Source organism: Cutibacterium acnes, from assembly GCF_003030305.1.
Lineage (GTDB): Bacteria > Actinomycetota > Actinomycetes > Propionibacteriales > Propionibacteriaceae > Cutibacterium > Cutibacterium acnes.
The window spans coordinates 1,689,216-1,705,464 of record NZ_CP023676.1; the positions used below are offsets into that span (position 1 = coordinate 1,689,216).

At 63.9% G+C, this 16,249-nt stretch carries 5 protein-coding genes; all 5 read left to right on the plus strand.

The window, feature by feature from the left end:
• The first annotated feature begins 14 nt into the window (after positions 1–14).
• Genes CPA42_RS08535 through CPA42_RS08555 form a run of 5 tightly spaced genes read left to right on the plus strand, consistent with a single transcriptional unit; the run spans position 15 to position 16,100 of the window.
• The gene (locus CPA42_RS08535; RefSeq protein WP_002516916.1) at positions 15–926 is read left to right on the plus strand and encodes a DEAD/DEAH box helicase; all 912 of its coding nucleotides are present in this window, start codon (positions 15–17) and stop codon (positions 924–926) included.
• The gene (locus CPA42_RS08540) at positions 923–2,890 is read left to right on the plus strand and encodes a helicase-related protein (RefSeq protein WP_002516900.1); all 1,968 of its coding nucleotides are present in this window, start codon (positions 923–925) and stop codon (positions 2,888–2,890) included. Before CPA42_RS08535 ends, CPA42_RS08540 begins: the two co-directional genes overlap by 4 nt.
• Positions 2,877–7,502, plus strand: coding sequence for a restriction endonuclease subunit M (locus tag CPA42_RS08545; RefSeq protein ID WP_002525369.1), 4,626 nt, complete (start codon positions 2,877–2,879; stop codon positions 7,500–7,502). Before CPA42_RS08540 ends, CPA42_RS08545 begins: the two co-directional genes overlap by 14 nt.
• Positions 7,499–13,852: a DEAD/DEAH box helicase gene (locus CPA42_RS08550; RefSeq protein ID WP_002517008.1), complete on the plus strand. Its 6,354-nt coding sequence runs from the start codon at positions 7,499–7,501 to the stop codon at positions 13,850–13,852. Before CPA42_RS08545 ends, CPA42_RS08550 begins: the two co-directional genes overlap by 4 nt.
• Positions 13,845–16,100 carry a 3'-5' exonuclease gene (locus CPA42_RS08555; RefSeq protein WP_002517026.1) on the plus strand — a complete coding sequence of 752 codons (2,256 nt, stop codon included), beginning with the start codon at positions 13,845–13,847 and terminating at the stop codon, positions 16,098–16,100. The genes CPA42_RS08550 and CPA42_RS08555 overlap by 8 nt, the downstream gene beginning before the upstream one ends.
• The last annotated feature ends 149 nt before the right edge of the window (positions 16,101–16,249 follow it).

Here is a 16,249-nt window from a genome sequence, read left to right on the forward strand (position 1 = left end):
CAAGGGAGTTGACTATGCCAATCACCGTCGCGCCAGGTTCCGTGGTGCAGGTACGTGATGAGGAGTGGCTCGTCAGCACTGTCGAGCAGACCGACGATGGACAACTCCTGACGGTGCAGGGCTTGTCAGACCTCGTCCGTGGCACCACGGCGAAGTTCTACGAACACCTAGACAACATCATCCCGCTGGATCCGCATGACGCGACCCCGGTAGCCGACGCGTCCCCGCACTATCGGGACGCGCGACTCTGGTTGGAAGCAACGCTTCGCAAGACTCCGATCCCACTCGGCGAACCCACCCTGGCCGCCAGCAAGTACGCCTTGGCCAAGCGCCTGCAGTACCAGTACTCGGCTGTACAGCAGGCCCTCGATCCGGAAAACCTGCGACCGCGCATCCTCCTAGCGGACGCGGTGGGTCTAGGAAAGACGATCGAGATCGGGATGATCCTCTCCGAACTCATCCGCCGGGGCCGTGGCGAACGCATCCTCATCGTCTGTCCTCGTCATGTGTTGGAACAGATGCAGAACGAGATGTGGAGCCGTTTCGCTATCCCATTCGTCCGTCTCGACTCCGTAGGTCTGCAGCGCGTCAAACAGAAAATCCCCGCCAACCGCAACCCCTTCAGCTGGTACAAGCGCGTCATCATTTCGATGGACACCCTCAAGCAGGACCGCTTCACCCACGACCTTCACCGTCACGAATGGAACGCCGTCGTCATTGACGAGTCCCACAACGTCACTGGTGACACCACTCAGAACAACCGTCTGGCCCGGACCCTGGCGCCCAATACCGATGCCCTCATCCTGGCCTCCGCGACCCCGCACAATGGCAACCGGAAATCCTTCGCCGAGCTCATCAGGCTGCTGGAGCCCACCGGTGTCAACCCCCATGGTGAGCTCGACAAGGGCGACCTTAGCGTCTGGTGAAGCGACGCCACCGCAACGACCCCGAGGTGTCCAGCGTCGCCGGGGCCGACTGGGCTAAGCGCAAACCACCGCAGAACCTCCTGGTCAAGGCCACTGCGGCCGAGGACGCCGTCGCCGACGAATTGGAGCAGGTCTGGCTGCATCCCACCGGATCGTCCCCGTACAGCGGCGCAGCCTCCGCCCTCTTCCCATGGACCATCGCTAAGGCCTTTTTGTCCTCCCCGGCTGCCCTGCGTCAAACTATTAGCGAGCGCCGTCGACGCATCACCGCACACCCGACGACACCGGATCAGCAGGTCGAAATTGAAGCGCTGGATCGATTGAACGAATTAAACGACGCCGTTTTCGACTCGTCAGCCAAATACGATGAATTAGTGCGTTACCTACGCAGTATCGGCATTGATCGACGCAGCTCGGAGCGAGTGGTTGTCTTCGCCGAACGGGTCGCCACTCTCTGCTGGCTGCGTGACCGCCTCAGGGGCGATCTCTGCCTCGCCGAGGACCAGATCGCGGTGCTACACGGTGGCCTGAGCGACACCGAACAACAGCAGATCGTCGAATCCTTCAAGCAGTCGAACTCTCCCATCCGCGTACTGGTCACCGGTGACGTCGCCAGCGAGGGAGTCAACCTGCACCAGCAATGCCACGAACTCATTCACTTCGACATCCCTTGGAGTCTCATCCGGATCGAGCAGCGCAATGGCCGCATCGACCGATACGGGCAACGTCATTCCCCGCAAATCACCACCCTGCTGTTGGAACCGTCGAACCCGGTCTTTCGCGGCGACCTTCGGGTGCTGTCACGTCTGCTCAAGCGCGAGCAGGAGGCTCACGAGGCACTCGGCGACGCCGGCAGTCTCATGGGCCGTTACAGCGCCAGTGCCGAGGAGGAGGACATCAAGCTGGTTCTGGCAGGCCGTCGAGATTTCAACGACGTTGTCAGGAGTGTCGACGAGTTGTCACCCGAGGACTCCCTGGCCTGTCTGCTGGCCTCCCTCAACGCGCCGACCGACGACAAGCCTCCGTCGGCCAAGTTCACCGAGCCGAGCCCGCTGTACCCCCGGCCCGTCGACTTCCTGCGTGAAGCATTGGAGGCCTACTACACCACGTCGTCGGCAGCCCCGACGGATACCGGTCGCGGTGGCGGCGTCTCGTGGCGGGACCACGGTGACGGCGTCGTCGAGTTCATTCCGCCTGCGGACTTGCGGCAACGCTTGGAGGTACTACCGCAGAGCTATCTGCAGGACCGCCACGTGCTTGAGCGGTTCTCGTTGGCCACTGACGAGACAGTCGCTCAGGCGCAGCTTGTCCGGGCCCTCACCGACGATTCCGACAGTTCCTGGCCCGAGGCCCATTACCTGAGCCCCCTGCATCCAGTGCTGGACTGGGCCGCTGATCGCGCGCTGTCGAAGTTGTCTCGCAATGCTGTCTATGTGGTGCGAGGCAAGGTCGACTTGCCCGCCGTCTTAGCCGTTGGCACGCTCACAGATCGTCGCGGACTAGTGGTGGCAGCGAGCTGGATGTGTATTAGGTTCCTCGATCCGGAAAACCTAACCTCCCCTTGGATCACCATGCATACGTCGTCGGCCGATATGCTCGCGGACGTCGGCGTCGGCGCTGATATGTCCAATCCAGGGCCCGTCGCACGGCCTGATGATCTTAAGCCCTTGGTGGAGCTCGCCATGAACGCCGCGGACGAGGAACTCAAGTCCACGTTCGACGCTGCCAAGGAGGGTACACAAGATCGGATCGCCGCATGGAACCACAAGACCGTCGCATGGCAGGAGGACTCGCAGACCCTCATCCCTAACCATGCCCTGCGCATCCGGCGAACCTCCGTTGAGGAGGAGAAGCAGCTCATCGCCGATATGGAGCCGCAGCAGAAGTTGGCGCGGCCCCTGCTCGTCGTCGTGCCGGAAAACTACCCGACCGCTCATGAGGAGTGTGCCCATGCCAAGCAGTGACGCCCTGATCGTCGTCGAAGATTGGATCAGCGAGCACTTCTTCACCACCGACGCGCGTAAAGAATCCTTCCAGAAGCTCGTGCTGGACCGCCGCAAGCAGTGGGACGGCGAGGACGTCCCGACGACGCGGACGAGATTTACCGAGCGGGCCAGCAAACTCGCGACGATGCTGGCCGCGTTGTACTCCGAGGATCTCGACGAAGCAGCTAGAGCCGAGGCCGCCGAGCAGGCCCACGAGGAGTTGCTGCGCGTGCTCGGGTACTCGACCGGTGAGTTCCGCATCCGCCGCGATGGGCCAGTGCGATGGTTCTCGACGGCGGGCATCGAGCAGTCGGCGCTGGCCGTTGTCACAGCCCGGCCGGTGGAGACGCCCGACCAGCTCATGGTTAAGGACGCTCGAACTCTCCCCACACCGTGGCGGCCGTCGGAAGATGCCCCGGACAGCGAGGAGGTGCACTCGACAAGTCGGCTGGTGAGCACCCTGTTTGCTCCCAAGGAGGGGCCAAGCTTTGCGCTCATCATGGCCGGCCGCTGGCTCGTGGTTGCCGAAAAGGGACGGTGGCCCGAAGGGCGGTACCTGGCCGTCGACGTGCAGACCGTCGCCGAGCGGGCTGATCTGAAGAAGGGCGGCGAGGTTGACCGGGCTCTCACCTGCTTGGAGGCGGCCTCCCTGGCTCCCGACGCCGACGGCCACGTGTGGTGGTCCGAAGCCCTCGACGAGTCGATCAAGCACACCGTTGGGGTGAGCCAGGACCTGCGCGAGGGGGTCCGCGAGTCCATCGAGATCATCGCCAACGAGGTCGTCTCACGGCGCCGCGACCGCGGCCTGGAGCCGTTAAGCCAGGACCAGGCGCAGCCGCTGGCCATGCAGTCGCTGCGGTTCCTCTACCGGATCCTCTTCCTGTTGTATGCCGAGGCCTCCCCCGAGCTCGGGGTGCTGCCGGTGGGAGCCCCACAGTACGATTCCGGCTACTCGCTCGACAGGTTGCGCGAACTCGTGCAGGTTCCCCTCGTGACCCAGCGGTCGATGGCCGGCACCCACCTGTACGAAAGCCTGGGCACGCTCTTCCGGCTCGTCGACCGGGGCAACCTGGAGGATGTCGACGACGCGACGACCGGCCTGAGCTTCCACAGCCTGCGCGCCGATCTGTTCCGTCCCCAAGCGACTGCCCTCATCGACGAGGTGGGTTTGGGCAACCAGGCGCTGCAGCAGGTGCTGGAGCGGCTGCTACTGAGTAAAGAGCAGCACGGCAGGAAGGGCCGGGAGCGCGGGTATATCAGCTACGCCGAGCTCGGCATCAACCAGCTCGGCGCCGTCTATGAGGGTCTCATGAGCTATTCGGGGTTCTTCGCCACCGAGGATCTTTACGAGGTGGCCCACGACGGTAACCCGCAGAAAGGGTCGTGGGTGGTGCCACTGAGCCGGGCCCACGACATTGCTCAGGAGGACTTCGTCACCGTCGTCGACGACCATGGCGCACGACACCCGCGCATCCACCGGCGCGGCGAGTTCGTCTTCCGCCTCTCGGGCCGGGCCCGCCAGCAGTCGGCCTCCTATTACACCCCCGAGGTGCTGACGAGGTTCACCGTCGGTCAGGCGTTGGAGGAGCTACTTGACGACACCACCACCGCCGAGGAAATCCTCCACCTGTCGGTGTGTGAGCCGGCCCTGGGCTCAGGGGCGTTCGCCATCGAGGCTACCCGCCAGCTCGCCGAGCAGTACCTCACCCGTCGACAGGCCGAATTGGGCCGACGCATCGACCCGGAGGACTACCCTGCCCAGCTTCAGCGCACCAAGGCGTACATCGCCCTACACAACGTTTATGAGGTCGACCTTAACGCGACCGCGGTGGAGTTCGCCGAAATCACCCTGTGGCTCGACACCATGGCCAGCGGCCTCGACGCCCCCTGGTTCGGCCTGCACCTGCGCCGCGGAAACTCCCTCATTGGGGCACGCCACGCCGTGTATACCCGTGACCAGCTCACCTCGAAGGCCTGGCTGACCACCCCGCCGACTGATGTTCCTCTCACCGACCTGGCCGCCCGACTGGACGACGACGCAGTGGACCCGACGCAGGCCGACGGCAGCATCCCGCACTTCCTCGTGCCCGCCGCCGGCTGGGGGTCGAGCGCCGACTCCAAGGAGGCCAAGACGCTGGTGCCGCAGCGCGTCAAAGACGTCAAGGACTGGCGCAAGCAGTTCCGACGTCGCCCCAGCCGCCACGACGTCACCACCCTCGTGGAACTCGGCCACCAGGTCGAGGACCTGTGGACGATGGCACTGCGTCGGCTCACCGTGGCCGAGCAGCAGACGAGCCGCGACATCGCCCTGTGGGGTCGCAACGAAGCTCCCTCGCATCGACAGGTCGTCACCCGGGAACAGGTGGAACAGTCCCTGGCCGACCCCGACGGCGCCTACCAGCGGCTGCGGCTCGTCATGGACGCCTGGTGCGCCCTATGGTTCTGGCCACTGACCACCCAGGTGGCCCCGCCGAGCTGGGCCGAGTGGATCGACGCCTGCACAATGCTGCTGGGCGGGCGTCTTAGCCGGGCCGATCGACGCCGCGACGCCCCCATGCTCGGCTCCGCCCAGATCTGGGAGGCGCTGGCCGCCCAGGAGGACCTAGCCCTCGCCAGTGCCGGCGCCGCGACCGTCGCGCAGACCCTCGACAAGCACCCGTGGCTGCAAGTGTGCCGCCAGGTCGCCCGGGAGCAGGGGTTTTTCCACTGGCAACTCGACTTTGCACCGGTCTTCGCCCGGGGCGGCTTCGACCTGCAGGTCGGGAATCCGCCGTGGGTGCGGTCCATCCTCGACATGGATGCCCTACTCGCCGAGGGCGATCCGTGGTGGCAGTTAGCAGGGAAGACTCCCGAGGACGTTCGCGAACAGCGCCGCACGGTCACCCTCGCCCTGCCCGGTCTCGCCGACTCGGTGTGCCGAGGTATCACCGATGTATCCGGGACAGGCTCATTCGTCGGGCACGCCACGAACTATCCCATGCTCCAGGGCCTGCAACCCGACCTCTACCGGTGCTTCATGTGCCAGACATGGGCGCACACATCTTCACGGGGCACCATCGGGCTCGTACACCCCGAGACCCACTTCACCGACGAGAAGGCCGGGCACCTGCGCGAAGAGACCTACCCGCGGCTGCGTCGGCACTGGCAGTTCGTCAATGAACTCAAGCTCTTCGACGAGGTGCATGATCTGGTCACCTACGGGGTCCACGTCTACGGCTCGCCCGCGCAACCGCACTTCCTTCAGGCAAGCGCCCTCTACCATCCCGACACGGTCGTGGGCTCGCTGCGCCACGACGGGTCGGGTGGGGCACCCGGATTCAAGGTCGACGGGCACTGGGATCAGCGTCCGCACGCACAGCGCATCGAGACGGTCACCGACGAGACCCTCGCGACGTGGCGAGACATCCTCGATCCCAACCTTGAGGCGCCGCGGCGGACGCGGATGCTCTACACGGTCAACCGGGACGTGGCGGAGACCCTCCAACAATTGTCCAAAGCACCCCGGCTTGGGTCCCTCAGCCTCCGGTTCTCTCCCGGATGGCACGAAAAGAACGACCGCACCAAGGGCTACTTCATCCAGCAGTGGGGAACCCCCGATTCCTGGAACGACGTCATCCTCCAAGGCCCGCACCTTCACGTGGCGACGCCCTTCTACAAGTCGCCAAACCCGACCATGAAGCACAACCAGGACTGGTCTGTGGTCGACCTGGAGACGCTTCCTCCCGACGCCATTCCTGTCACCTCGTACAAACCGGCGGGAGACCGTGCCTGGTATGACGCCGACTACACCCATTGGGACGGCGACCCGGCCCGTGACCACTACCGTCTGGCGTGGCGCGCGATGGCAGCCAACACTGGTGAGCGCACCCTCATCCCAGCCATCATTCCGCCTGGCACAGCACACCCTAATGGAGTGTTCTGCGTGGGAGGTGCTGACAATCGGATTCTCACCGCTTGCGCAGGGTTCGCATCAAGTCTTCTCCTCGACTTCTCTGCTCGTGCCGCCCCCAAGAGCGGCATCTACCAAGCTGTGTTCGACCGGCTTCCTGCACCTTGCCAACGCCATCCACTGCTGCCAGCACTTCTCCTGCGCACCCTCCGCCTCAACTGCCTTACCGACGCCTACGCCGATTTGTGGGCCGAGTGCTTCGACCCCAGCTTCACGTCGGACTCATGGACCATCCCCGACCGTGCCACGACTCCCTTGGGGGATGTCGGCCCCACATGGACGTCGCAGACCCCGCTGCGTAGGGCTGTCGACCGGCGTCAGGCCCTCGTCGAGATCGACGCCCTCGTGGCTCTCATGCTTGGCATCACCGCCGACCAGTTGTGCACCGTGTACCGCACCCAGTTCGCAGTCCTGTACGGCTACGACCATGACCAGTACTTCTACGACGCCCACGGGCGCCTCGTCCCGAACCAGGTGCTCAAGGTGCGGCGGAAAAAAGGCGAGGCCATCACCGAGGCCGAGCGCACTGCCACCACCTACCGCTACGACCTACCCTTCCACACCTATGACCGCGAACTCGATATGCACATCGCCTACGTTGAGTTCGAGCGTCGACTGGAGACCCGAGGAACCGATTCATGAGTGAACTCGTCCCCCCGAAGCAGGCGGCCAAGCTCCAGAACGCCCTACTGGACTACCTCACGACAACCTTTGCCCTGTCCGACGCCGATGCCCAACGCGCCCTCGATGAGTTCTTGCGCGACCCTGATGAGGGCATCTTTAAAGGGCCTTACCTGCGTACCCGGATGCCCTTCGCACCGGCCCCAAGGTACTCCGCCGACGAACTCGAGTGGATGCCCGAAAACTTCACCCCGTACGGACACCAGGCCAGAGCCTTCACCCGCCTCAACTCCGCGCTAGGACGCCCGCGACCGACTCTCGTCACCACCGGCACCGGTTCAGGCAAAACCGAAGCCTTCCTGCTGCCGGTCCTCGACCACGTTATCCGAGCCCGCCGCAACGGAGTCACCGGCGTTAAAGGGCTCATCCTCTACCCTATGAATGCCTTGGCCAACGACCAGGCTCAGCGTCTCGCCCACCTCATCTCGACTGACAAGCAGCTGGCCGAGGTCACCGCCGCGATCTACACCGGTGAGAACGGAGCAACCCGCACCATCGTCAGCAAGGACGGTCTCATCACCGATCGCACCGTCATCCGCGACGACGCCCCCGACATCCTGCTCACCAACTATAAAATGCTCGACCAGCTCCTGCTGCGTCACGAGGACCAGCACATCTGGCAGCAGTCGGCCGAGTCACTGCAATACCTCGTCCTGGACGAGTTCCACACCTACGACGGCGCCCAGGGTACCGACGTCGCCATGTTGCTGCGTCGGCTCGGCCTAGCCCTAAAGTCGTACTGGCCAGAGCGCGGTAGCAAGGCTGACACGCACACCACCGAGGAGTGGGACCGTCCACTTGGCAAGATCACCCCCGTCGGCACCTCAGCGACCCTGGGCACCACTCCTGACATCTCTAAAACCGCGAACCAGAGCTCCTCCGGGGAGCGTTCCGGCGATATGGCCGCCTTCGCCACTACGGTCTTCGGTGAACCCTTTGATACCAGCTGCGTCGTCACCGAGTTCCGCAAAACCATCGACGAGTGGGCCGGTGACGCACAGAAGCGCCTATGGGATCGAGAAATCGAACCACGCACCATCAACGCCCTCATCGTTAACGACCTCGTCAACGCCGTCACCCACCGCCCCTCCGATGAGGTGTGCGCGACCCTGCTCACCAGTCTGTACGAGGGAGCCGAGGGCTTGACCGACCGCGATGACCTCGTCCTACTCGCCAAAGGCCACCCCTTCATCCGGCAATTCTTGGAAGCCACCACCGAGGCCATCCATGTCCGCGACCTCGCTGACCGGCTGCTCCCGGGAACCTCACACGAAAACGACCCACGCGTCACCTTCCTGCTGGAGCTACTGGGAGCCCTCGGACACCTGCGTGCATTGCCCGACCGTGACATGCCGAGCACCGAAACCCACCTGTGGATTCGCGAGCTGAGCCGCATCGACCGCGACGTGTCGACTGCCACCCACTTTCGTTGGAGCGACGACGGCACCGTGCTAGGTCAGACGACCGACGATGGCACCGAGCCTGAGGTTGTTGCCCTGCCAGCGGTCTACTGCCGTCGTTGCGGCCGCAGCGGATGGGGAGTCCAGCTCGCCAGCACCGGCAATAACCTCAGCGAGAACAACGACAGCATCCGACGGACCCACGCGGCACACGACGGTCGCTTCCGAGCCTTGCTTTCGGCCCCTCGAGAGGGAGCCAGCGCGGTCGACACCGGCGAGGCGACAGCTTCCTTACGCTGGTTCGACACCGTCAACAGGTGTCTAGATCACCACATCCCCGACGCCGACAGCCCCAAGTACCGCAACGGCGTCCTACTACCCGTCCTCACCCAGGTGGGCAACGACGCCGACGAAGACGCCAAAGACGACGTCTGCCCGAGCTGCGGCGCCAAGGACGCCATCCGCTTCCAAGGAGCGGCCATCGCAACCCTGTTGTCGGTATGCCTGTCTACCCTGTTCGGCAGCGATGACTTTGATGAGAAGAAGGCACTCGTCTTTACCGACTCGGTCCAGGACGCCGCCCACCGCGCTGGATTCATCTCGTCGCGCTCCCACGCCCTGACCCTGCGCACCATTCTCCGCGGTGCCATCGGTGAAGAGTACGCCACAATTCCCCAGCTGATCCAGGGCGTGCTGGACCAAGCTGGCGACGATCAGTTCAAGCGCTACCGGCTGTTGCCCACCGAACTCGCCGAACAGAAGAATTTCAGGGACTTCTGGCGCTCAGCCCGCTACCGGAAGGTTCCGAAGAAGACTCTCAGCCAAGTCCGTAACCGCGTCGCCTTCGACGCTATCCTCGAGCTTGGCCTGCAGAGCCGGTACGGGCGTACCCTGGAACAGACCGGTTCGATCTGCGTCGAGGTGAACGCCGGAACCCCCGCCCAAATGGCTGCCATCGGTCGCAGCGCCCTGGGACACAGCGAGGACGACTTAGTCGCTACCCTGGCAAGCCTCACCGACGACCAGGTGGTGTCCTGGGTCCGTGGGATTCTCGAGCGCATCCGCATCCAGGGTGGTATCAACCATCCGTGGCTGCACACCTACCTGGAAGACGACGGTGCGCGGTGGCACCTGTGGGGAGGCCGCAAAGAACCCGGGATGCCCGCCTTCCCGTACACCCGTTCCGCCCCAGCTTTCCCACGCGTCGGTGGCCAGCACGTCCAGCACCAGCAGCTCGACAATGTCACCGACGGCCAGAGTTGGTACGCCCGGTGGACTGGACGGGTTCTTGGCGTGTCTGCTGGTCATGGGGCCCGGTTGGTGAGGTCGCTGCTGGAGTGCCTGCACCGCGGCAGCGTCCTGGAAGGGACAGCGACCAAGGCGCAGGCGACCGTCTACGCGATACCCAACGAGAGGATCATGGTGCGGGCGACCCGCGACGAAGAATTGCGCGACTCCACCATCTTACTGCGCTGCGACCTGTGTCAGGCGGTACATCCGGGCAGCCCCGCCACCGTGCGTCAGCTCACAGACGCGCCGTGTCTCAACGGGAATTGCAGCGGGCACTTGACCCCCGCGCCGATGGCGCCGGACAACTTTTATCGCACCTTCTACAGTGCTGGGGACCCGCGCCGCATCGTCGCCCGCGAGCATACCTCGATGCTCACGGACAAGCGACGGCTGAAGTACGAGAATGGATTCAAGGACGGCTCAGAGGACCCCTCGGCTCCAAACGTCCTCGTCGCCACGCCCACCCTTGAGATGGGTATCGACATCGGTGACCTATCAACGGTGTTTTTGTCGTCGCTGCCGCATAGCGTCGCCAACTACGTTCAGCGGGTTGGCCGAGCTGGCCGAGCGACGGGGAGCGCCCTCGACGTCACCATGGTCAGGGGTCGTGGCGAGCACCTCCCCCGGCTGGGCGACCCCGCGTCGATGATCAACGGCCAGGTTCGTCCTCCGGCCACTTACCTCAGCGCCGTGGAGATACTGCGGCGACAATACTTGGCGCACTTGGGCGACGAGCTGGCTCGCGATCCCGACGCTGCCCATCCGCTTACCTCAAGTGCCGCCATGAACGGGGGGAACGGTGGCTTCCTGGCCTGCCTCGTCGACTATGCCGAGGCCCACGCCGACGAGCACCTGGACCGCTTCTTGTCCACTTTTGCGTCCCTGCGCACCGACTCCATCGAGAACATTCGTACCTGGGCCTGCCCGGCCAATGGCCCTCGCACCAGCGGGCTCGCCCAGCAGGTGTTCGCCGCTGCCGGCCGATGGTCGCGCACCCTAGAGGAACTGAGGCATCGACGCGAGACCATTAAGGCGAGCCTGCCCGAACTCCTTCAGAAAGCGAACATCCCCAACGCTGGAAACGACGACATCCAAGCGGCCAAGGAGGCCGAGACGACGATCGAGTGGATCGGAAAGCTCCTTGGCAAGGCAAACCAGGCGTACTGGATCGCGACCCTCGAAGAGTACGGACTCTTCCCCAACTACACCCTCGTCGACGACTCCGTGAAACTCCACGTGAATCTGAGTTGGTACGACCCAGACAAAGAGAAATACCGGAGCAAGGCGTCCTCCTTCTCGCGTGGAAGTGCCGCAGCCCTGCGAGATTTCGCTCCCGGAGCCACCTTCTATGCCATGGGCCACGCCATTACTATTGACGCAATCGATTTCGGTCGTGATAGTGACTCCATCCGCACCTGGGCGGTCTGCCCCACCTGCGGATACATCGTCGATCTAGAGCTCGCAGGGAACGCCCCGGCGCAGTGCCCGCGATGCCATCGCCAAGGTATTAGCGACATCGGGCAGCACCTCAAAGTCGTCGAACTGACACGCGCCTCGGCAGCCATCAAGCGCGACGAGTCACGCATCGACGACACCCATGAAGAACGCACCCAGGCGAGCTTCGCTGTCGCACCGGCAGCCGACATCGACCCCTCACATATCCGCAACGAGTGGTACGTGCAGCACACCGAGTTTGGCGCTCAATATCTCGACCGAATGGACCTGCGCTGGATTAATTTGGGTAAAGAGACTCCCAGCGCCCCAAGCCAACATGTGGCCGGCGTCCGATACCACGCTCCCCTCTTCCGCATCTGCGAAGGCTGCGGACACCTCGACCGCACCACCGGGACCAACGACCCTTCCGAGCACCGGCCATGGTGCCGCTACCGTAACAAACTCGACGAGCACGTGCGCACAGTCGCGCTCACCAGATCGCTCACCACTCAGGCCGTCGTCCTGCCGTTGCCGCGCTGGATGGTCGCGGGTGACGTGTTCGCATTGCCGAGCCTACGCGCAGCCCTCCTTCTCGGACTGCGCGAACAGTTTGGCGGAACCCCCAACCATCTGGGCGTCATGCCTATTAAAGAGCCTGTTGGCGGTGGAACCCGCGATGCGCTGCTGCTGCACGACCTCGTCCCGGGCGGGACCGGCTACCTAGCAGGGTTCAACGACCCCCAGAAGGTGTGGGACGCTCTACGGCACGCCTTCCAGATTGTGCGCGACTGCCCCTGCAAGGACGAAGAACGACTCGCCTGCCACCGCTGCCTGCTGCCGCTGGCCCCCGCCCACGAAGTGCAACACGTGTCACGCGCCAAAGCCGAAGACTGCCTCAAGGTTCTCATGGGTCTGGTCGACGATGACGAGCCTGAAGCCCAGATGACCTGGAAAGTCACCACCAAGGCCCCCAGCACCAATCCCAGTGATGAGTCCTATTTGGAGTCGCGTTTCCGGGAGTCCTTCATAACCCTCGCGCACAACCTTCACGCTCGGATATCCCAGAGCTATGGCCCCGGCGGCAACGTCATCAACGTGAGCATCGGAAAGGCGAAGTACACCCTCCAACCTCAGCTCCCCATGCACGGTTGCAAGCCCGATTTCGTCCTGCGCGGTGGCGACCGCCCAGATTTGGCGATCTTCACCGACGGGGAGACCTTCCACGCGACCCCGGCGCACAACCGAGTGCGCGACGACGCCAAGAAACGCGCTGCGCTCCGAAGCGCCGGAATTGAGGTACTGGCAGTCACTCTGACCGACGTCAAGGCCTTCGACTCCAGACAAATCCCGGTCCCGCCCAGATGGTTCAACTCCTCAGCATCGTCGATGCTAATCGGCACGTACAACTACACGTCCGATGCCGTGCGGGCTGTCACCGGTGGCCCGTTTGCGCTCTTGGAATACTGGATGAGCGGGAAATCGCTGGACGCTTTGGAAGGATTCGCCTCGGCTATTCCGTTCTTCTTCTCAACTGGCGAGCCAGACGACCACGTCGATCCATCCATTCCTGCAGATAACCTGCAACAGAGGGGTTTACCCAAGGACAGGACAGCACCCGTCTGGTGGAGTCAGAACGGCCCCTTGAGCATTCGGACCCGACTACGAGCGAGCAGCCCCCGTCCAGCTACCGACGTCTGCGTTGTCCTTGACGACGACGCCGTCAGCAGTCCCGACTTCTCGCATGCATGGCACCAGTGGCTAGCGCTGAGCAATGCTCTCATACTTCGACGCCCGCCGGACCAGACGGTGATCCGCGGCACGCAGCCCCTCGAGGAGAGCCCAGCTGAGCCAACACACAGCGTGGGTACGATCGACATCACCCAGACCCCATGGCCCACCGTCATCGAAAACCTTGGCTCCTCGCTGGCCACACCCGAGCTTCCCGGGCTGCTGGAGGACCTCGCTGCACAGGGGGTATCTGAGCCAACGGCCGGCGAGGAGATCGGTTCGGAGGGCATCATGGTTGACTTGGCATGGCCTGAGTCGCGCATAGCAGTAATCTTTGCACCAGAGCCCGACCACGAAGACTTGCTGGCCGAGGACGGATGGACACTGGTGCCGCCGACAGCACACGACATCACGATGGCGTTAGCCAACACGACCGAAGGGGAAGGACACCATGGCTGAGTCGACGATCATCATGTCGAAGCAGGCGCTCAAGCTCGACGGATCCCTCAAGCCCAAGGCGTTTACCTTCCTCGAGAAACTCACCACTGATGACACGGCGCCCGGCTTGCACATCGAACCGGTAAAGAAGTGCCGCGACAGCAGGGTGCGGACCGGTCGTGTCGACCAGCAATATCGCGCCGTATTGTTCAAGCTCACCGGCGAGGACGGCAACCGCCGCTACGTCCTCGAAGGCTTTTACAACCACGACGAGGCTTACGACGTCGCCCCACGCGTTGAACTCGCCATCAACCCTTTCAACGGAATTCCCGAGATCAAGCGAGCCGAACCGTCCATCGACACCCCCAACCCGACCGCCAGCGCCCCTACCGCGCGCAAACCGGCCGCCCCCGTGCAGGAGACCGCCACTCCAGTCATCACCGCCGACCGAGCAGACATGCTGTCTCTCGGCCTTGACGCCAACCTCGTCGATACCGCGCTCGCCCTGACCAGTGAAGACGCCGTACTCAACATGGCAGCGTCGCTCAGCGGGTGGCAGGAGGCAGCACTTGTCGGCCTGGCCTCCGGGATGACGCCAGAGCAGGTGCGCCAAGAACTGCTCGAATCCCCCGAGGAGTTGCCCGAACCATCCAAGAAGCAGCATGGCCACGCTGCGAGCCCTCGCGAACCCGACGTCGAGCTACTCGAGAGCCTACGCAGCCCCGCAGCAGCCATGGAGTTCGCCACAATCGAAGGGGTCGACGAGCTGCGAAGAGTCATCGAGGATGGAGACTTCGGCGCCTGGCGGGTGTTCCTGCACCCGACGCAGCGCCGCTTCGTCAACGGTAGGTGGAACGGGCCGTTCTGTCTGGGCGGAGGAGCCGGAACCGGAAAGACCGTCGTCATCCTTCACCGGGCGGTGTCTCTGGCACGGGAGAATCCGGGAGCCCGGATCATTATCACGACGTTCACAAAGAACCTCGCCCATGAGCTGTCCGCGAGTCTGGAGTCGCTCGACCCCGCCCTACCACGGGCGTCCGCGCTGGGACAGCCAGGTGTGTACGTCATCGGTATTGATGCCTTGGCCAACGCTGTTGTCCGGGAGGCCGGAGCCGATGTCGCCGAAGCCGCCGAAGGCGTCCTGGGAGCCCCACGCACCGATTTGTCCCGGCGCACCTCCCAGTGGCTTTGGCGCGATGTCCTCGACCACGCCGGACCAGAGGTACCCGAGCGGCTAGCTCACCACCGCCTACTCGAAACCGAGTACGAGCAAGTCATCCTGCCGCAAAACATCACGACGCGAGAGGAGTATCTGCGAGCACGCCGCCCAGGGCGAGGGTTCCGGCTCAATCGCCGCGATCGTGATGCCGTGTGGACGCTTGTCAAAAAGTACCGAGACGACTCTCGCATCAGCGGCACGATCTCGTTCCCCGAGGCAGCCGCCATCGCCGCGCAATACCTCACCCGCCACAGTCCCCTCGCCGACCATGTTCTCGTGGACGAGGGCCAAGACCTCACGCCGGCCCACTGGAGGCTCATTCGGTCGCTGGTCCCCGAGGGACCAAACGACATTTTCATCGCCGAGGACTCACACCAGCGCATCTACGGTCACCGGTTGGTCCTATCTCGGTACGGCATCATGACGAGGGGCCGTTCGCGGCGGCTCACCCTCAACTACCGCACCACTGCGCAGATCCTCAGGTGGTCGACCCACGTGCTAGAGGGCGGATTTTACGTCGACCTCGACGGCGATGACGATGACAAGCTGTCGGGGTACCGGTCGGCCCGTCGCGGCCCCGACGTCATCGCCCACCCGTGCACGACGATCACCGAAGAGTTCGACTACTTGGCCAAGGTTGTCGGGCAATGGGCGAAGGACCGTCAGTCCGAGACCACGGCGGTGCTCGTGAGGGACAGGTCGCAGCGCGAGCGAGTAGTGGATGCGCTCCACGAGCGAGGAGTACAAACCCGAGCCGTCGGTCATGGCTCGATACCGCCCGGGGCGCCAGTGGTTATGACCATGCACCGCGCCAAGGGCATCGAGTTCAGCAAAGTGTTCCTCTTCGGGGTCTCCTCGCGGTCTATCCCCATGGGCATCAAAGATTACGACTTCGATAAAGACGAAGGGGATCAGGCCCTGCTCCGGGAGCGATCGCTGCTGTACGTGGCGGCATCGCGGGCCCGCGATGAGCTTGTCGTAAGTTGGACCGACCAGCCCAGCCCATTGTTGAGCGCTTCTGTATCGTCCGTGGCAGCCAGCACATCTTGAGGGCGACACCCGAGGCCTTGAATGTCGGCTAACGGCTGTTCGGAATCACCACCTCGGTGACGTGAGAAAGTAACGTCCTCCCATTGTCATGGGCTGACGTAGCCGATCACACTGGCGCGCGTCTCGGCGAGGCGCACCAGCCCTTGATC